The organism is Actinosynnema sp. NPDC050801 (assembly GCF_040673975.1).
In the GTDB taxonomy this organism is placed as follows: Bacteria; Actinomycetota; Actinomycetes; order Mycobacteriales; family Pseudonocardiaceae; genus Actinosynnema.
In genome coordinates this window covers 20,774-39,231 of record NZ_JBFAQZ010000033.1, presented here as the reverse complement: position 1 = coordinate 39,231, position 18,458 = coordinate 20,774, and the positions used below count along the sequence as shown (strand labels likewise).

The 18,458-nt window shown below is 72.4% G+C and carries 16 protein-coding genes; 9 read left to right on the top strand and 7 right to left on the bottom strand.

Features of this window, described 5'->3' with window-relative positions; genetic code table 11:
- Positions 1-195: 195 nt before the first annotated feature.
- The 5 genes from AB0K14_RS38010 to AB0K14_RS37990 all read left to right on the top strand — a co-directional run bounded on the left by AB0K14_RS38010 (position 196) and on the right by AB0K14_RS37990 (position 6,623).
- Positions 196-1,173, top strand: coding sequence for an ABC transporter substrate-binding protein (locus tag AB0K14_RS38010; protein ID WP_360460419.1), 978 nt, complete (start codon positions 196-198; stop codon positions 1,171-1,173).
- A 360-nt stretch (positions 1,174-1,533) separates the two neighbouring features.
- The gene (locus AB0K14_RS38005) at positions 1,534-4,632 is read left to right on the top strand and encodes a nitrate- and nitrite sensing domain-containing protein (RefSeq protein ID WP_360460417.1); all 3,099 of its coding nucleotides are present in this window, start codon (positions 1,534-1,536) and stop codon (positions 4,630-4,632) included.
- Positions 4,629-5,051: a roadblock/LC7 domain-containing protein gene (locus AB0K14_RS38000; RefSeq protein ID WP_360460416.1), complete on the top strand. Its 423-nt coding sequence runs from the start codon at positions 4,629-4,631 to the stop codon at positions 5,049-5,051. The genes AB0K14_RS38005 and AB0K14_RS38000 overlap by 4 nt, the downstream gene beginning before the upstream one ends.
- Before the next feature lie 47 nt (positions 5,052-5,098).
- Positions 5,099-5,695 (top strand): ATP/GTP-binding protein, encoded by a 597-nt coding sequence (locus AB0K14_RS37995; protein ID WP_360460414.1) that lies wholly within the window; start codon positions 5,099-5,101, stop codon positions 5,693-5,695.
- Positions 5,696-5,870: 175 nt separating this feature from the next.
- Positions 5,871-6,623 (top strand): class I SAM-dependent methyltransferase, encoded by a 753-nt coding sequence (locus tag AB0K14_RS37990; RefSeq protein WP_360460412.1) that lies wholly within the window; start codon positions 5,871-5,873, stop codon positions 6,621-6,623.
- Here AB0K14_RS37990 and AB0K14_RS37985 read toward each other — a convergent pair.
- The 4 genes from AB0K14_RS37985 to AB0K14_RS37970 all read right to left on the bottom strand — a co-directional run bounded on the left by AB0K14_RS37985 (position 6,577) and on the right by AB0K14_RS37970 (position 10,769).
- The gene (locus AB0K14_RS37985) at positions 6,577-8,139 is read right to left on the bottom strand and encodes a diguanylate cyclase (RefSeq protein WP_360460410.1); all 1,563 of its coding nucleotides are present in this window, start codon (positions 8,137-8,139) and stop codon (positions 6,577-6,579) included. The genes AB0K14_RS37990 and AB0K14_RS37985 overlap by 47 nt on opposite strands.
- Positions 8,140-8,223: 84 nt before the next feature.
- The gene (locus AB0K14_RS37980; RefSeq protein WP_364340268.1) at positions 8,224-8,652 is read right to left on the bottom strand and encodes a hypothetical protein; all 429 of its coding nucleotides are present in this window, start codon (positions 8,650-8,652) and stop codon (positions 8,224-8,226) included.
- Position 8,653: 1 nt separating this feature from the next.
- Positions 8,654-9,286: a sigma-70 family RNA polymerase sigma factor gene (locus AB0K14_RS37975; protein WP_360460406.1), complete on the bottom strand. Its 633-nt coding sequence runs from the start codon at positions 9,284-9,286 to the stop codon at positions 8,654-8,656.
- Positions 9,287-9,566: 280 nt separating this feature from the next.
- Positions 9,567-10,769: a S8 family serine peptidase gene (locus tag AB0K14_RS37970; protein WP_360460404.1), complete on the bottom strand. Its 1,203-nt coding sequence runs from the start codon at positions 10,767-10,769 to the stop codon at positions 9,567-9,569.
- A 76-nt stretch (positions 10,770-10,845) separates the two neighbouring features.
- On the opposite strand from AB0K14_RS37970, the gene AB0K14_RS37965 reads away from it, so the two are divergent.
- The 3 genes from AB0K14_RS37965 (at position 10,846) to AB0K14_RS37955 (ending at position 14,499) form a co-directional block, all read left to right on the top strand.
- Complete coding sequence (locus AB0K14_RS37965; protein ID WP_360460402.1) at positions 10,846-13,461, top strand: CHAT domain-containing protein; 2,616 nt, start codon at positions 10,846-10,848, stop codon at positions 13,459-13,461.
- A 184-nt stretch (positions 13,462-13,645) separates the two neighbouring features.
- Positions 13,646-14,074 carry a nucleoside deaminase gene (locus AB0K14_RS37960; protein ID WP_360460466.1) on the top strand — a complete coding sequence of 143 codons (429 nt, stop codon included), beginning with the start codon at positions 13,646-13,648 and terminating at the stop codon, positions 14,072-14,074.
- A gap of 74 nt (positions 14,075-14,148) precedes the next feature.
- Complete coding sequence (locus AB0K14_RS37955; protein WP_360460401.1) at positions 14,149-14,499, top strand: hypothetical protein; 351 nt, start codon at positions 14,149-14,151, stop codon at positions 14,497-14,499.
- A 25-nt stretch (positions 14,500-14,524) separates the two neighbouring features.
- Here the strand turns inward: AB0K14_RS37955 and AB0K14_RS37950 are convergent, their stop codons facing one another.
- A complete protein-coding gene (locus AB0K14_RS37950) occupies positions 14,525-14,884 on the bottom strand; it encodes an STAS domain-containing protein (protein ID WP_360460399.1) in 360 nt (119 codons plus the stop codon).
- 58 nt (positions 14,885-14,942) lie between these two features.
- A complete protein-coding gene (locus AB0K14_RS37945) occupies positions 14,943-16,031 on the bottom strand; it encodes a glutamate--cysteine ligase (RefSeq protein WP_360460397.1) in 1,089 nt (362 codons plus the stop codon).
- Between the two features lie 110 nt (positions 16,032-16,141).
- Between AB0K14_RS37945 and AB0K14_RS37940 the strand changes: the two genes are divergently transcribed.
- A complete protein-coding gene (locus AB0K14_RS37940; RefSeq protein WP_360460395.1) occupies positions 16,142-17,104 on the top strand; it encodes a DNA topoisomerase IB in 963 nt (320 codons plus the stop codon).
- A 371-nt stretch (positions 17,105-17,475) separates the two neighbouring features.
- On the opposite strand, the gene AB0K14_RS37935 is transcribed toward AB0K14_RS37940, so the two are convergent.
- Positions 17,476-18,399: a hypothetical protein gene (locus tag AB0K14_RS37935; protein ID WP_360460393.1), complete on the bottom strand. Its 924-nt coding sequence runs from the start codon at positions 18,397-18,399 to the stop codon at positions 17,476-17,478.
- Between the last annotated feature and the right edge of the window lie 59 nt (positions 18,400-18,458).

Genomic DNA, 18,458 nt, shown 5'->3' with positions numbered 1-18,458 from the left:
GCTCACCGAAGGTAGTGGATCAGCCTTCGAGTGTCGGTCGACTGGGGTCTTGCCGATCCACTCGTGTCACTTTGAGTGGGCTCCGCAGTGCCTCTGTCGCCCGTGCATCCTGCCCCCGCAAAGTCGCCACTCCAACAGGAGATGCCCCCCATGACTCGAAGAGTCGGCCTCTCGGCTCGAAGGATCTTCGGCGTAGTGTCCGCCGTCGCGATGCTCGCCGTGGTCTCCGGCTGCGGTGCCCTCGGTGGTTCCGACGCCAAGCCCACCGAAGCCGCCGCACCGGGCAAGGTCGAGAAGGCCACGATCACGGTCGGCCTGCTGAACATCCTCGACGTCGCGTCCGTCCACGTCGCGAAGAAGAAGGGTTACTTTGAGCAGGAGGGTCTGGAGGTCAAGGCCGAGATCATCCAGGGTGGCGCCATGGCCATCCCGGGCCTGATCAACGGCAGCCTCGACATCTCCTTCGGCAACTGGGTCTCGTTCTTCGCGGCCGAGGCCAAGGAGGCGGCCAAGGCCGTCGACGGCCTCAAGCTGGTCAGCGACGGGTACCAGGCCAAGCCTGAGATGTTCCTGATCCTCGCCAAGGCGGACTCCCCGATCAAGTCGCCGAAGGACCTCGAGGGCAAGACCATCGCGATCAACACGTTCAAGAACATCGCCGAGCTCACCGCGAAGGCCACGTTGGAAGCCAACGACGTGGACCCGTCCAAGGTGAACTTCAAGGAGCTGCCGTTCCCGGACATGGAAGCCGCGGTCCAGAACGGCGCGGTGGACGCGGCCTTCATGGTGGAGCCGTTCATCAGCCGCGCCCAGCGCGCGAGCGGCCAGATCACCGTGCTGGACGCGGCGTCCGGCCCCACGGCCGACATCCCGATCGCGGGTTACGCCACGACCGGCAAGTTCGTGAAGGAGAACCCCAACACCGTCGCCGCGTTCCAGCGCGCGATGGCGAAGGGCCAGCGCGACGCGGCGGACCGCCCCACGGTCGAGCCGCTGTTGGTGGAGTACGCCAAGGTCGACAAGGAAACCGCCAGCCTCGTGCACTTCGGCGAGTTCCCGACCACCCTGGACGCCACCCGCTTGCAGCGCGTCGCCGGGCTGATGCGAACCTACGGCCTGCTGGAGAAGGACTTCGACGTCAAGCCGATGTTGGTCGGCACGCCGGGTAGCTGAACCGACCGGGGGGAGCTCGTCGCCGGGCTCCCCCCGCGCGGTGTTTCCCGTTCGGGTCGAGGGCGTGAAAAAACCATGAACGCCGGTTAGCGATCGTTTAGCGCGTCCCGCCCAGGTGCGCGCGACAATGGTTGATTTGCAAACTACCGGCCATCTCGTCCGAACGGCGGTATGACTCGGCGGATTTTTCCACCAAGATCCACCGGGTTTGTAGGGATGTGTCGTTTCTCCGGTCTGGGGAGTGTGCTGACGGTGCGCGGTCACGACGACCACGCCTCCGGGAGAGATCCGGAGCGGAATCAACTCGATGCGGGTGTCGCTGGGAGCGGTCCACCCGACTCGGGTCCCAGCACAGGCGCCGTGCCCGCCGACCGGGGAGTCTCCCGGTGGCGGCTGCGGAACTGGCGCCTGCGCAGCAAGCTGGCCGTGGTGCTCCTGGTGCCCGCGCTGAGCACGCTGACGCTCGCCGGGCTGAGGTTGAACACCCAGCTGGACGACGTGGAGCTGTTCGGCCAGATCCAGCGGGAGCTCCAGCTGTCCGCCCAGGTGGCGGCGGTCTCCGACGCGCTGCAACTGGAACGCGACGCCGCGGTCTGGTTCGTGGCGGGCGGCCGGCAGGAGAACGGGCCCGAGTTCCAGACGCGCTCCAGCAAGGTCGACGCCGAGGTCGGAAGGCTGCGCGACGTCGCGGCCGCCACGACCGGCGTCGACGACGCGGTGCGCGAGTCGTTCCAGAAGTCGTTGCAGTCGCTGGACGGCCTCAACGCGCTGCGGAACACGGTGACCACCACCAAGTACCCCGACATCTCGGTGCACAGCGCCTACGGCCAGGTGCTGGCCGCGCTCGCACAGGTGCACCGCGCCACCGCGAGCAGCCTGAGCAACGAGACGATCACCCCGCTGGCCGGCGCCAACCTCGCGCTCTACACCGCGAAGGAGCAGCTGTCCCAGCAGAACTCGATCCTGCTGTCCACGGCCAAGCGCGGCGAGTTCGCGCCCGGCCAGGTCAACGCGCTGCGCGCGGGGCAGTCCCGACTGGACGCCGCGCTCACCGACTTCGCCAACACCGCGAGCCAGGAGAACCGCCAGCTGCTGTCGGACACCGTGTCCGGCGCGCCGGTGGACGGTCGCAACCGGTTGGTGCAGCTGGCGCTGGTGCAGCAGGAGGACACCGGCGAGGTGTCCATCTCCGACCGCGACGTCATGGCCGTCGGCGAGGAGACCGCCGCGCTGCTGCGCCAGGTGTCGCAGGACATCGAGCGGCAGGCCAACCAGGCGGCGATCGACGAGACCGAGGCGGCCCGCGCGTCCGCGTGGCGTGACGCGGCGCTGGTCGCCGTGGCGCTGGTGATCGCGTTCGCCCTCATGGCCTTCGTCGCCCGCTCGATGCTGACGCCGCTGCGCGTGCTGCGCCGCACCGCGTTGGACGTGGCCCGCAACCGCCTGCCCGACGCGATCCGCCGGATCCGGACGCACCGCGACCCGGCCCGTGCCGCGGAAGAGGCGCTCGTGCCGGTGCCGATCAACACCACCGAGGAGGTCGGCCAGGTGGCGCGGGCGTTCGACGCCGTGCAGCGCGAAGCCGTCCGCCTCGCGGTCGAGCAGGTGGCGCTGCGCGCGAACGTCAACGACATGTTCATCAACCTGTCCCGGCGCTCGCAGGCGCTGGTCGAGCGGCAGATCACCGTCATCGACCGGCTGGAGCAGGACGAGCAGGACCCCGACCAGCTGGCCAGCCTGTTCGAGCTGGACCACCTGGCCACCCAGATGCGCCGCAACAGCGAGAACCTGCTGGTGCTGTCCGGCACCACGGTCAACCGCCGGGTCACCCGGCCGGTGCCGATCTCCGAGGTGCTCGGCGCCGCGGTGTCCGAGGTGGAGAAGTACGCGCGCATCCAGATCGCGCCCGCGCCGGAGCTCAAGGTCCAGGGTCGCGTGGTCAACGACCTCGCGCACCTCATCGCCGAGCTGCTGGACAACGCGACCGCGTTCTCCAAGCCCACCACCAAGGTGACCGTGCGGGCGATCGAGACCCGCCGCGGCGAGGTGTCCATCCGCATCCACGACCGCGGTGTCGGCATGCAGGAGCAGGACGTCGTCGACGCCAACACGAAGCTCGCCGACCCGCCCGAGGTCGACGTGTCGGTGGCCCGCGAGATGGGCCTGTACGTGGTGGGCCAGCTCGCCAAGCGGCACAACATCCGGGTCACGTTGAGCAACAACGACGACATAGAGGGTGGCGTCACGGCCCAGGTCGTGCTCCCGATGGACCTGCTGCACCGCGGCCCCGAGCCGTTGCAGCCCCGGCCGGTGCCCGCGGCGCTGCCGCAGCGCCAGGCCGTGCCGCAGCTGGAGGACAGCGGTGTCGGCGTGCTGGCCGGCGTGCCCAAGTGGACGCCGGAGATCGCGCCCGGCGGCTACGCGCCGCTGGACCTGCCCGCCACGACCGGACCGCAGGTCGTGCACACGCACGAGGCGGAGCCCGGCGGGTACTTCGAGGTCGAGCAGACCTCGGCGTCGGACCTGTTCACCGCCACCGTGGCCGAGACCGTGCCGCCGCCCGGCGAAGAGGTGCCGGACTACTCCTACCCGCCGTCGGCCGCGAGGCCCGCCCCGGTCGTGGTCGAGGAGGAGGACGACGCCTCCACCCAGCGGCTGCCGATATACGAGGACGTGCTGTCGCGCTGGTTCCAGGGCGGCGAGGCCGAGGGCGCCGTGCGCGGCGAGCTGGGCGAGCAGCAGCAGCCCGCCGTGCCGCCGGAGACCGCCTCGGAGAAGACGATGTTCGCCGACCGCGCCGAGCTGATGGGCACCGACGGCGGCGACGGCTCCACCCGCCACCAGGGCACCGCGTCGGAGCAGACCGCCTACACCGACCGGTCCGACCTGATCACGCCACCGGCCGCGCCGAGCCGGTCGACCCCGCCCGCGCCGCGCGGCGCCACCCCGGCCGGTCTGCCCAAGCGCGAGCCCGCGCCGTCGGCGATCCCGTCGTCCGGCGCGTCCTCGACGCCCGGCTGGGGCGCGGCCGCGGACGACGGCTGGACCGTGGCGTCCAGCGCCCTCAAGGCCCCGGTGGACGACACCACCACCGCGGGTCTGCCCAAGCGCGTCCCCAAGGCGCGCCTGATGCCGGGCTCGCTCTCCGCGCCCGCGTCACGCGGTTCGGCGCCGACGACCCCGCAGTCCGGGGGCAACGGCTCCCCGTCGGCCGGTCTGGCGACGGCCGCGCCGCCGCGTCGGTCCGCCGACCGGTTGCGGCAGCGCTTCGCCACCTACCAGCGCGGTGTGCAACTCGGCCGCCAGGCGGGTGACGACGCCGGAATGCCGTGGGAAGGTTTGTCGTTCGGGAACGAGGACAACACCTCCGCCGAAGGCGGTGGTCGGACCACCGCCGCCGGAGGCGGTAATCGGACCTCCACCGCCAGGGGCGGCAATCAGACCAAGGAGCAGAAGTGACCACCGCAACCGAGGAACTCGACAACTTCAGTTGGCTGGTCGATGACTTCGTCGCCCGGGTCGCGGGCGTCGCGCACGCGATCGTGGTCTCCGCGGACGGCCTGTTGCTCGCGTCCTCGGAGCGGTTGCCGATCGACCGCGCCGAGCAGCTCGCGGCCGTCTCGTCGGGCTTGGTGAGCCTCAACCTCGGCGCGGCGCGCTGCTTCGAGGCGGGCGACGTCAAGCAGACCGTGGTGGAGATGGAACGGGGCTACCTGTTCCTGATGTCCATCAGCGACGGCTCGTGCCTGGCTGTGCTGGCCGCGCCCAACTGCGACATCGGCCTGATCGGCTACGCGATGACCAGGTTGGTCGAGCGGGTCGGCGTCCAGCTCACCCCGGAGATCCGGTCGCAGCTGCACGTCGCCATGCGCGGCTAGGTCCCACCCACCCGGCGAGGTCCTACTACTAGGGAAAGCAGAGCAACATGAGCGGTGGCGCTCCCGGACGGGCGGGGTCACCCGCGGCGAGCCTGACCGTCACGTCGACGAAGATCGTGGTGGCCGGCGGGTTCGGTGTCGGCAAGACGACCTTCGTCGGGTCGGTGTCGGAAATCGTGCCGCTGACCACCGAGGCGGTCATGACCGAGGCCAGCGTCGGCGTGGACGACCTGTCGGCCACGCCCAACAAGATGACCACCACGGTGGCCATGGACTTCGGCAGGGTGTCGCTGGACAGCGACCTGATCCTCTACCTGTTCGGCACACCCGGCCAGCACCGCTTCTGGTTCATGTGGGACGACCTGGTGCGTGGCGCGATCGGCGCGGTCGTGCTGGTCGACACCCGCCGGTTGTCGGACGCGTTCGCCTCGATCGACTTCTTCGAGGACCGCGAACTGCCGTACGTGGTGGGCGTGAACTGCTTCGACGGCCTGCTGCACCACCGCATCGAGGACATCCGGGAGGCGCTGACGATCGACGAGTCGGTGCCGATCGTGCCCTGCGACGCGCGCAACCGGCAGTCGACCAAGCAGACGCTGATCACGTTGGTGCAGCACGCGATGCGGCAGCCGACGTTCGCCTAGCCTGCGTTCGCCTGGCCGACGTGCGCTTGGCCTGCGTTCGCCTGGCCGACGTGCGCTTGGCCTGCGTTCGCCTGGCCGACGTTCGGCTTGCCGAAGGCAATCGTTGATCGACGCCGAGGGGCCGTGACCGGAAATTCGGTCGCGGCCCCTCGGCGTGCGGGCCACACTCGGGCGGATGACCGAGCAACGGGCGACCCCCGACGTGGCGGCTTACTACGACCTGGTCAACGAGTGGGGTCCGAGCGACGACTTCTACCTCGACCTGGTGATGTCCGCGGACGCCGTGCTGGACGTGGGCTGCGGCACCGGCATGCTGCTCCACGTGGCGCGCGGCCGCGGGCACGCGGGCCGGCTGGTCGGCCTCGACCCCGACCCGGCGATGCTGGCCGTGGCCCGTCGGTCGACCGGGGTGGACTGGGTCGAGGGGCACCTCGGCACCACCGCGTTCGACGGCGGGTTCGACCTGGTCGTGATGACCGGGCACGTGTTCCAGGTCTTCCTCACCGACGACGAGGTGCGGGAGCAGTTCACCGCGATCGGCAGGGTGCTCGGGCCGGGCGGCCGGTTCGCGTTCGAGACCCGCAACCCCGGCGCGCGGGCGTGGGAGCGGTGGTCGCCCGAGCACGGCCTGGACATCGTCGGCGAGAACGGCGAGCACGTGCGCGTCGAGCACCACGTGGAGAGCGTGGAGAACGGCCTGGTGCGGTTCAACGAGACGCACACCAGCCCCGACTGGCCCGAGCCGGTGGTCGACTGGGCGACGCTGCGGTTCACCGGGGCCGACCACCTCGACGCGCTGCTGCGGGAGACCGGGTTCGAGGTGGCCGAGCGCTACGGCTACTGGGACCGGACCCCGCTCACCGGCACCAGCCGCGAGATCATCACGATCGCTCGACCAGGTCGGCTCCCGGCAGCGGGCAGTCGCTGACGACCAGCGCACCGGTCGCCCGCACGAGCGGCAGCACGGCGTCCAACGCCTTGCGCGCCAACGCCTCCCCCGGCGGCACGGCCGGTTCCACGCCGTACAGCCCGTGACGCTCCACAGTGGACAGTTCCGGCAGGGCGAACGTGACGTCGTGCAGCAGGCGGCGGACGCCCATGTCGCCCAACGCGACCAGGTTGTCGTCGACCGCCTCCTCGGCCGGGCCCGGTGCGGACAGGCACCGCGCGGACAGGCTCAGCCACAGCATGTCCGGCGGCAGCCCGGAGGAGCGCAACGCCTCGGCGACCCGCGCGGTCAGGTCCGGGTCGCGCGACTGGTCCGGTGACAGCCGCACCAGCACCGGCAGCCGTTCCGCCGCCGCGAAGGCGCACGCCTCGTCCAGCACCCACGCGGCCAGCTGCCCGCTGAGCCCCAGCTCGTCGGCGAACCGCAGGCACTCCTCGTGCGACACCGGTCCGTGCTCCGCCTCGTGCCACCGCAGCCGGACCGCCACCGCGACCCGCTCGCCGCGGCCGTCCACCGGCACGTAGTCCAGCGCGATCCCGCCGTTCTGCAACGCCCCCGGCATGGTCGCGATGAGCGACGACCTGGTGCGGTCGCGGGCGTCCCGCCCGGCGTCGTAGATGCCCCACTGGCCCTTGCCGCCGCTCTCCGCGCGGCGCAGCGTGCTGTGCGCCTGGCGCAGCAGCGCCATCGCGTCCGACCCGCGCGCCGACGTGCGGACGAAACCCATGCCCGCCGAGACGCCGACGCCGTGCCCGGCCAGCCGGACCGGCTCGACCAGCGCGGCCTCGATCGCCTCGGCCAGCGCGGAGATGCCCGGCGTGGTGGGGGAGTCCTCGATCAGCACCACGAACTCGTCGCCGCCGATGCGCGCCACCGTGGCGCGCTCGCCGGCCACCACCTCGGTCAGCCGCCGTGCCACCACCCTGAGCAGCTCGTCGCCCGCCTCGTAGCCGAGGCCGTCGTTGACGATGGCGACGCCGTCCACGTCCAGGTAGATCAGCGTGATCGAGCCGGGTCGGCCCAGCACCTGCTCCAGCTTCGGCAGGAAGCTCTGCCGGTTCGGCAGGCCGGTCAGCACGTCGTGCAGGGCCTGGTGGCGCAGGTAGTCGTGCAGCACCCGCTGCTCGGTGGTGTCCTCGACCACGGCGACGTGCCAGCGGGGCCGCCGGTCGGCGTCGCGGACCACGGACAGCAGCACGTCCGTCCACAGGGGATCGCCCGACGGGTCGGTGAACTCGCGCTGCACCCGCACCTCGTCCGGGGAGAGCGGCGTCGAGGTGAACGGTGCGTCGGCGACCAGGGTGGTGAGGTCCGCGGGCGACAGCATCGCCTCCAGCGCCGGGTTGGCGCCGACCAGCTCGCCGCGCGCGTCGAAGATCGCGATGCCCGCCGTGGACCCGACGAAGACCTGCCGGAACAGCTCCGGCAGCGCCCACGCCTCGATCGCCGCGGGAGCGCTTCCCTCGGCGGGGGTGACACGGACGGGCTCGGTCATGTGTGTGTGCGGCGGTGGGGGGGAGAGCAGTCGCCTGCATCTTCCGGACCAGTGGCCACCGCCGTCAAGGTCTACTCGATCGGGTTACACGCACACCCAGTCGGTCAGCACGGTCGTGCCGCCGACCTCGCAGCGGAACCGGACCGGACCCGACGGCGGCGGACCGAGCAGGAACATGCCCAGCTCGTCCAGCTCCGCCTCCTCCACCGGCCCGGTCGCGGTGACCAGCACGACCCGACCCGGTCCGGCGGGCAGCACCTGGCCCGCGACACCCGCCTCGGTGACCTCGACCTGCACGGACACGCCCTCGGCGTCGAACACGAGCTGCCGCGCCGTGTGCGCCGCCCGCGCCCGCACCGCCAGCTCCTCGTCCAGCACGGAGTCGTAGCTGGTCAGGGCCAACAACTCGGCGTCGACCGTGCGCCACGTGTACGCCGCACGCGCCGCCTGGAGGATGTGCTCGGGCACGTCGCGCTCCTCGGCGAGCGCCGCGCTCAGCTCCCGCAGGAGCACCTCATCGCTTTCCCACCCCGGATCGCCTCTCAACACCGACCACACCTCCTTCGTCCACCGGCCGCGGATCGACCAGCCTCAGCACCGCGGGAGTCTTGCGCAACTTGTCCAGGCACCTGATCCGGGTGGGCCCGATGCTGCCCACCGGGATCGCCAACTGCTCGCTGACCGCCGCGTAGCTCGGCGGCGGGTCGGCCATGAGCTTGGCCAGCAACGTCCGGCACTGCTCCGACAACATCCGGAAGCCCTCGCGCAACGCCTGCCGCCGCTGCGCGGCCTCCATCTCCTCGTCCAGGTCCGCCACCGCGTCGTCCAGGCTCGCCGGCTCGTCCTCGGACTGCGGGTCGAACGGTTGGGTGCGCTGCTGCGCCCGCAGCACCCGCAGGCACTCGTTGCGGGTGGTCGTGGCGATCCAACCGGGCAGCGCGTCCGCGTCGCGGAGCCTGCGCAGCTGCTCCACCAGCCGCAGCCAGACCGTCTGGTTGACGTCCGCCACGTCCGCCGGCCGCAACCGGTGCCGGTGCACCACCGCCAGCACCAGCGGCGTGTAGCGCTGCACGATCTCGTGCCACGCGCGCTGGTCGCCCTCCGCCGCCGCCCTCACGAGCTCGGCGTTCGGGGATGCAGGGGTCACGTCCCCTCCTCTTGTCCAGGGGATGCTGCGCCTCCGCCCCGGTCTGCGCCGACGCGGACCCCAGCCGGGTCACGGACTTCGGATTCTTCGCTGCCACACACTACGGAGCGGCGACGGGCCCGCCAGATACAGCGTTTGATGGCCGCTGCTCCGCAGACGGCGGCTCGGTCGCCTGGACGTCGATCGTTCGCGCCGGTTTCCGGCGATCGAAGGGCGTGATCACCGGAAACCCGGCGCGAACGATCGACGCGACCTCGCAGGCCGGCGATAGGTAGGTTGGTTATTCCACCAGGACGCCGTAGCCGGGGAAGAAGTGTGGTTGGCCGGATAGCAGGTGGTCGCGGGCTTGGGTGGCGGTCAGGTGGCGTTCGGTCATGGTGGCGGCGATCCGGCCGGCCACGTGGGGCGCGGCGAACGAGGTGCCCAGCCAGTAGGCGAACCGGTCGTAGACGACGGCCTCCAGGCCCGGCAGCTGCCACCGGCCCTTGAGGAAGGTGCTGGTCCGGTTGCCGACCGCGCACGCGTCGACCCAGTGCCCGTGGTTGGAGTAGCACGCCGGGGACCGGCTGCCGTCGCGCTCCTCCGCGATCGCGGCCACGGCGACCACGCGGGGCAGGGCGGCGGGCCAGCTCGGCCGGTTCGTGCCCTGGTTGCCCGCGGACGCGACGACCACCACCTCGCGGGGCAGCGCGTCGACCACCCGGCGGACCGGCTCGGACGCCACGTCGTCCTGGGTGAAGCAGCCCATCGAGATGTTGACGATCTGCACCTTCTCGTCGAAACCCGACAGCGCCCGGACGAAGTCCTCCTCGGTGCCGAGCCCGGTCGGCTCCAGCGCCTTCTCCGGGTCGACCCGGACACCCGGCGCGGCCTGCCGGACCACGCCGGCGACGAACGTCCCGTGCCCGCCCTCCAGGGCGAACACGTCCTCGTGCGCGTAGGCCGCGTCGACCTCGTTGGCCTTGGGCGTGAACGCGCCGCCCAGCCACAGCGGGTGGTCGGTCGCGGCGGCGGCGGAGATGCCCGTGTCCACGACGCCGACGACGACGCCCTTGCCGAGGCCGGTGGTGCTCGGATCCGGGTCCGCCAGCGGTGTGCCCACGCGTGGCGGCTCGCCCGGGTTGCCGTGCATGTTGCCGCCGTGCCCGACCAGCACGTGGTGCGGCTGCACGTACGGGGTGCGCTCGCCCGGCCACTGCTCCGGGTCGCGCAGCAGGCGCACGATCCCCGGGATGTCGTCGGAATTGCGGGACAGGAGCAGCCGGTTCATTCCGGCGAAATCCCTACCGCGGTCGTTGCCGATGTTGTTCTGCACGAGTTTGCGGCTGACCCGGTCGAGGTCCTCGGGAATGGTCAGCAGCTCACCGGCGACGAAGAGGAATTCCCGGCCCCGTTCGGCGTAGAGGCGGTAGCTCTTGTGCTGGCGGATGGCCTGGTGGAAGGCCTCTTGGTACAGCTCCGAGCGATTCGATGGTTCGGACACCGAGGCCTCACAGCAGCGTCGACGGGTGCTGGGCTTTTGCAAGCTACCACAGTGGTCCTGGGCATAAGGTGGGCTCGTGGCAGGGGTTTCCGCCGCCGCAGCGCTGGAGGCCCGGCAACGGGATCCGCGCGCGGCGATCGAGATGGGTCGGTCCGCGCTGCGGGCGGCGCGGGCGTCGGGGGACGACGAAGAGGCGTCCACCGCCGAACGCGCGATCGGTCTCGCGTGGCGGGAGTTGCACGACTTCGACGCGGCGCTGCGCCACTTGCGGCGGTCCGTGCGGATCGCCGAACGGGCGGGGTCGACGCGATCGGCGGCGCTGGCCCGGATGAGCCTCGCGTTCGTGCTCTCGAACACCGGGCGGCACGCGCAGGCGTTGCGCGCGATCAACGCGGCGCTGCCGCACCTGCACGGCGTCGACGCCGGCAGCGGGCGGATGCAGCGGGGCCTCGTGCTGCACTACCTGTGCCGGTACGACGAGGCGCTGCGCGAGTACAACGGCGCGATCGAGGTGGTGCGCCGGTTCGGCGAGCGGCTGGTGGAGGCGCGGGCGCTGAACAACCGGGGCCTGCTGCGCGCCTACACCGGCGGCCTGCGCGCGGCGGACGAGGACTTCGACCGCGCGGCACTGCTCTACCGCGACCTGGACCAGGGGCTGGCCGTGGCCGACGTGCGCTGGAACGCGGGCATCTCCGCGTCACGCGCGGGCGACGTGCCGCGGGCGTTGACGATGTTCGCCGAGGCGGAGCGCGAGTACCGGCGGCTGGAGGTGCCGCGGCCCGCGCTGCTGATCAACCGGCTGGAGCTGCTGGTGTCCGTGCCGCTGCTGGAGGAGGCGCGGGCGGCGGCCGACCGGGCGCTGGAGGACATGGGCGGCGACCTGGTGCTGGCCCGGTCGGAGGCGTTGTTCTACCGGGCCCGGATCGCCCTGCTGGAGGGCGACCTGGAGCGGGCCGTGGAGATGGCGGTCGCGGCGCGCAAGGGGTTCCGCCGGGAGAAGCGCGAGGTGTGGGCCGAGGGTGCGCGGCACGTGGAGCTGCGCGCGGCCTACCTGAGCGGGCAGCGGACCAGGGCGCTGGTGACCGCGTTGACCAGGGTGGCGTCCCGGCTGGAGGCGCTCGGCCAGCGGATGGCGGGCCTGGAGGCGCGGGTCGACGCGGCCCTGGTCGCCCGCGACCTCGGCGACCGCTCCCGCGCGGTGGCGGAGCTGACCACGGCGGGCGCCGCCCGGCTGGGCGGCCCGGCGGCGCACCGCGTGCAGGGCTGGTACGCCGAGGCGTTGCGGCGCGACCTGCTCGGCAACGCCCGCGGCGCGCAGATCGCGTTGCGGCGCGGGCTGGCGCTGCTGGACGAGTACCGGGTGTCGCTGGGCGCCACGGAGCTGCGGGCGCTGAGCGGCGCGCAAGGCGCGGCGCTGGCGTCGGAAGGCCTGCGCACGGCGGTCGCGGGCGGCCGGGCGGGACGGGTGCTGAGCTGGGCGGAGGCGTGGCGGGCCGGAGCGCTGCGGATGACGCCGGCCCGGCCGCCGGAGGACTCCGGCCTGGCCGACGCGCTGGCCGAGTTGCGCGCGGTGACGGCCGACCTGGAGGCCGCGTCCACCGCGGGCCGGCCGGTGGCGGCGTTGCGGCAACGGCAGGTGCGCGGCGAGCAGCGCGTGCGCGAGCTGACCCGTCAGACCGGTGGCGGTGGGGCGGTGTTCAAGCCGCCGGAGGTGGGGGAGCTGGCGCGGGCGCTGGGCGCGTCGGCGTTGGTGGAGTACATCGACCACGAGGGCGCGTTGCTGGCCGTCGTGGTGGCGGGAGGTCGGGCGTCGTTGCACCGGCTCGGCCCGCTCGACGGCGCGCTGCGCGAGCTGCGGCTGCTGCGGTTCGCCCTGCACCGGCTGGTGACGCTGCCCGAGCACGTCGACCGGACGGCGGTGCGCGCGGGCGCCGAGCACGCGGCGCGGCTGCTGCAGAACAGGCTGCTGGAGCCGTTGCGGCGGCGGATCGACGGCCGACCGCTGGTGCTCGCACCCACCGGGCGGCTCGGCGGCCTGCCCTGGTCGGCGCTGCCCGCGTGCCGCGGCCGCGCGGTGACCGTGGTGCCGTCGGCGACGGTGTGGCTGCGTGCGGCGACGTCCACCCTGGTTTCACACGATCAGGCGGTCCTGGCGGCGGGGCCGCGGTTGCCGGCCGCCCCGACGGAGATCGCGGCGATCTCGTCGCTGGGTTCGGTGTCGGCTTCGGTGCTGGTCGGCGCCGCGGCGACGGTGGACGCGGTGGCGTCCGCGATGGACGGCGCACCACTGGCCCACGTGGCCGCGCACGGCTCGTTCCGCGCGGACAACCCGCTGTTCTCCGCCCTGGAACTGGCCGACGGGCCGCTGACCGTCTACGACCTGGAGCGGCTGCGCACACCGCCCGCGCTGGTCGTGCTGTCGGCGTGCGACTCGGGCCTGTCGGCGGTGCGCCCCGGCGACGAGCTGATGGGCTTCACCGCGGCACTGCTGGGACTGGGCACCCGGACGCTGGTCGCGCCGGTCGTGCCGGTGCCCGCCGAGGTGACCACGCCGCTGATGGTCGACCTGCACCGCCGGCTCGGCGCGGGGCAGTCGCCCGCGGTGGCGCTGGCGGGCGCGCAGGAGGCGCACCGCGACAACGGCGACGCCGCGTTCGCCGCGAGCACCGGGTTCCTGTGCTTCGGGGCGTGAGCGACGGCGGGCCGCTCCGGTCAACCGGGAGTTCGTGCAGCCGACCTCGGACCGGTCGGATCGGATCGGCCGGGAGTTCGCGCAGCGGACCCGCGCCGGTCGGCCCGGATCGGTCGGGGGTTCGTGCGGACGCCCCCGCCCCAGTAGGTTGACCGGCGTGGAGCACAGCGCGGACCCGAGGGACATGTTGGCGGTGGCGGTCGCCGAAGCCCAGGCCGGGCTCGCCGAGGGCGGCATCCCGATCGGCGCGGCGCTGTTCACCGCCGACGGCACGCTCCTGGGCCGCGGCCACAACCGGCGGGTGCAGGACGACGACGCCTCCACCCACGCCGAGACCGCCGCGTTCCGCGCCGCGGGCCGCCGGACGAGCTACCGCGGCACCGTCATGGTCACCACGTTGTCACCCTGCTGGTATTGCAGCGGACTCGTTCGCCAGTTCGGGATACCGCACGTGGTGGTCGGCGAGGCGCGAACGTTCCAGGGCGGTCACGAATGGCTCGCCGAACACGGTGTCGAAATCACCCTGCTGGACGATCCGACCTGCGTTCGGATGATGACCGACTTCATCACCGCCAAGCCGGAACTGTGGTTCGAGGACATCGGCGAGGATTGACCCCGGCGAGGATTAACGCGCCGCGTCGCACGCGGACACAATCCCGACACGGGCCGACGCCACCATCAGCGGGCATGGAACCGTGGCACGTCGACGAACCCCTGGATTCCCTGGTGCTGGGCGAGGGCGCGGTGGCGGTGGAGGTACCCGCCAGCTGGGGCGCCGAAGTCAGCACCCAGCTCATCTCCGCCGGACCGCTCGGACCGATCCTCGCCATACCCGGCCGCCGGCTGCGCTGGCTGTTCCTGGCCAGACCCGACCCCGAGGACGAACCGCGCCACGTCCCACCACCCGACGTCCGCTACTGGCACGGTCCGCGCCGCATCCCGGCGACCGCGTCGCGGTGGGTGGTGCCCCCGGCGGGCGCACTGCCCCCGTTGGGGGCGGTGCGCTGCGCCATCAGGACGGTCCGGCGGTCCCTGTAGGACGAGGTCCGGCGGGACAGGGGGGTCAGAAGCGGCTCAACGCCTCTTCCACGGAACCGACGACGGTGAACACCGAGCTCAGCCCCGTCGCCTCGATCGGTCGCTGTGTCGCCCGGCTGGTCGCGACCAGCACCAGCGGGATGCCGAGGCCACCCGCCCGCTGACTGCCGACGACCAGAGACTCCAATCCGGCCGAGCCGAGGAAGCGCACCCCGCCGAGGTCCACCACCACACCCCGCACGTTCTCGACCAGGTGCTCCTTGAGCGGCCTGGTCAACTCGTCCGCGCTGCTCGTGTCCAACTCGCCCGACACGTGCAGCACCACCACGCCGTCCGAGGGTCTTTCGACCCGCACGGAAGCGAGCGTCGCCGCGGGTTCTGGCACGCCGGTACTCCTTTCACTCATCGACGCCGGCGCGGCGTCGAAAACCTCACGGTAGACCTCACCCGGCATCTTCGACCGTTTCGGCCAAGACGAGATCGACCAGCTCGCGGGCGTCGGGTGACGCACCGAACGCCCGGCGCTGCCGCGCCGCGCCGCTGCCGTGCGTGCCGAGCCAGGCCAAGTGGTCCTCCACAGTGGACAACGCGGAGGCGTCGGCGAGCGCGTCCGCGCACCACGACACCAGCTCGGCGGCCCGATCACGGGCCGGCACCAGGTTGCCGGTGCGCGGGTCGACGGCCAAACCGTCCACGCCGTCGCGCGCGGCCCGCCAATAGGCGGCGCGCAGCAGCACGTCGTTCACCGGTTCGGGGTCGGCCGACTCGGCGGCCGTGCGGGCGAACGCCCGGATGACCTCGGCGATGACGACCGCCTCGCGCGCCGTCATCGGGATGTCCGACACCCGCACCTCCACGGTCGGGTGCTGCTCGGACGGCCGCACGTCCCAGTAGACCATCCCGGCGTCGAGCAGCACCTCCGTCGCCTTCAGGGCGCTCACCGACTGGGCGTACTCGTCGGCCGACGCGAAGTGCGGCGGCGGGCCGCTGATCGGCCACCGCGACCACACGATCGAGCGCCAACTGGCGTAACCGGTGTCCTCGGCCTGCTCGATCGGGGAGTTCGCGCTCAACGCCAGCAGCGTCGGCAGCCACGGCCGCAGGGCGTTCGAGACGCGGATCGCCACGTCGTTGTCCGGCACGCCGACGTGGACGTGCATGCCGCACACACCCTGACCACCGATGATCGCGCGGTGGGTGCGCTCCATCATCCGGTAGCGGCGGTCGTCGGTGCCCGGCGGCGGCCCCAGCGTGCCGACCGGCGGGATCGCCGAGGCCAGCAGCCGGCAGCCCGCCGCGTGCGCGGCCTTGGCCAGGTGCAGGCGACCGGCGAGCACCTGCTCGGCCAACTCCTCGGCCGTCGAGCACACCGGGGTGGCGACCTCGATCTGGAACGGCGTGAGCTCCCGCTGCACGTCATGGCCGGCTCCGGCGTGCTGCGCGACCGAGTCGGCGAGCGGCACGGGTCTGCGCGATTCGGGGTCGACGAGGAGGAACTCCTGTTCGACTCCCACGGTCCACGGCTCGGTCATGTCGGTGCCATACCCACTCGACCGCAGGTTTAACCACAGTGTTGCGCCGGTGCGCCGGACGGCCTTCCAAGCAGGTGTTTCAGGCAGGTCCGGCAGGGAACCTGCCCGCTGTGAGACTGCGCCGCAGCGACCCGTCCACCCCCGGCTGGCGCCGCCGCGCCCGCGGCCGCGGGTTCAGCTACCACGACGTCGACGGCGCGCCGCTCGACCCCGCGTCGGTGGCGCGGATCAAGTCCCTCGTCATCCCGCCCGCGTGGCGCGACGTGTGGGTGTGCCCGCACCCGAACGGCCACATCCAGGCGGTCGGCACGGACGCGGCCGGGCGCCGCCAGTACCTGTACCACGAGCGGTGGCGGCAGGACCGGGACGAGGAGAAGCACGAACGGGTGCTCGCGCTCGCGCCCCTGCTGCCGGGGTTCCGGGCCGAGGTGGCGCGCGAGCTGGATGGGCGGGGGCGGTCGCGGGAGCGGGTGCTCGCGGTGGCGTTGTCGGTGCTGGAGCGGGGCGTGTTCCGGGTCGGGGGTGAGACGTACGCGGCGGACAACGGCACGCACGGCGTGGCCACGCTGCTGTGCTCGCACGTGACCGTGCGCCGGTCCACTGTGGATTTCCGCTACCCGGCCAAGGGCGGGATCGAGTTCGTCACCGCGGTGCGGGACGAGTCGCTGGCGCGGGCGGTCCGGGGGTTGCTGCGGGGGCGGGCCGGCGACGAGCGGCTGCTGGTCGACGCGCGGGGGTGCGTGGTCGGGTCGGATGACGTGAACGAGCGGTTCAAGGAGCTGGTGGGGTCGGAGTTCTCGGTGAAGGACCTGCGGACGTGGCACGCGACGGTACTGGCGGCGGCGGCGTTCGCGCGGGAGGGGCGGCCGGAGTCGCAGCGGGGGCGCAAGCGGGTGGAGGCGGCGGTGATGCGGGAGGTCTCCGAGCACCTGGGCAACACGCCGGCGGTGGCCCGGAAGTCCTACGTCGACCCGCGGGTGGTCGAGCTGTTCAATCGAGGGACGGTGATCAAGCCGAAGTCGGCCGATCGTGAGACAGTGGAGCGCGCCGTGCTGCGGATGCTGCGGAAGTGAATTTTTATCATTTCCGCATTTCCCCAACCCGGCGGGTCGTGAGGTCACACAATCGAGTGATCATCGACCGAAAATGTACGGAAACACTGTTCCCGATCCTCGGTTAAAACGAAGAGGAGCCCCCGACAACCACCAGCCTCACACCCCGCCACAACCACCCCAACACCCCGCCGCCACCCGCTCCGCCGCTTACACCTGGATCGCCGGGTCACGGCCGCTACTACCTGGATCGCCGGATCACGCGGAAACCGCCTCACCCGACAATCCGCCGAACCCGGCCGACCCGGAGCACGCCGCCCTGGATCACCCGGGTCCCGCCGACCCGGAGCACGTGCGCCCCGGTCTCGCCGACTGGAGCACGCGCACCCGGATCACGCGTGGAGCAGTGCGCCGACGTCCTCGTGCAGCCGAACCGCCCCGCCGACGAGCGCGATCTCGGCCCCGCACTCGACCGCGCGCAACGGCAGCACCTCGTCGGCCCGGCCGCCGTCGAACTCCCGTGAACCGACCAGCGTGTCGGTGAGCAACAGGGTGTCGACCCGGCCGTCGGCCAACGCCTGCCCGACCGCCTCCAGTCCGTGCACCGCCCGTCCGGTCAGCCGCGTGGACTCGTCCCGGAACCGCTCGACCACCGCCCGCCGGGCATCCTGGTTCGCTCGTCCGGCCAGGTGCAGCACCGCCCGGTCGGGTGATCCCTCCACCTCGACCACCAGGTGGTGGTACCGGGTCGGCAGCGCGACGCGCAGTGATCGGCGCCCCGCCACCGGTCCGGCCAGCACCAGCAGCGGCGCGCCGAGCCGGTCCACCAGCGCGGTGGCCTCCTGGGCGACGTCGGCCAGCTCGGCCGGGTCCAGGCGCCGTCCCGGCCGCCGGGCGCCCACCGACGCCACGGCCACCGGCCGCCCCGTCGGGTCGACGCCGCGCAGGTCCGCGCCGTGCTCACCGACCTGCACGACCACGTGCGGCAGGAGGGGTTCCGACAGGTCGACCAGCGGCAGGATGTAGGGCAGCGGCCCGAAGCGGGCGGTGTAGCCGGACGGTGGGACGGGGACGTACTGGTCCACCAGCACCCGCCCGCCGCCCACGACCAGACCGCGGCCGGCCAGGCCGCGGGGTGTCACCCCGGACGTGATCGCGTTGTGCGCCAATGCCACGAGGTACGGGTCGGCGGCCATGGCCTGGAGTTGGTCGCGCATCGCCCGCCACCGCAGGTCCACGTGATCGCCGACGTCGAGGAACACGGAGATGAACGGTCCTTCGACATCGGCCAGATTCGCCAAGCTCGCCGTGTGCATCGATCGGTCCTCCCCATTCGGGTCGTAGGGGTGGTACCCGAAAGGGGGGTGGTGCAACC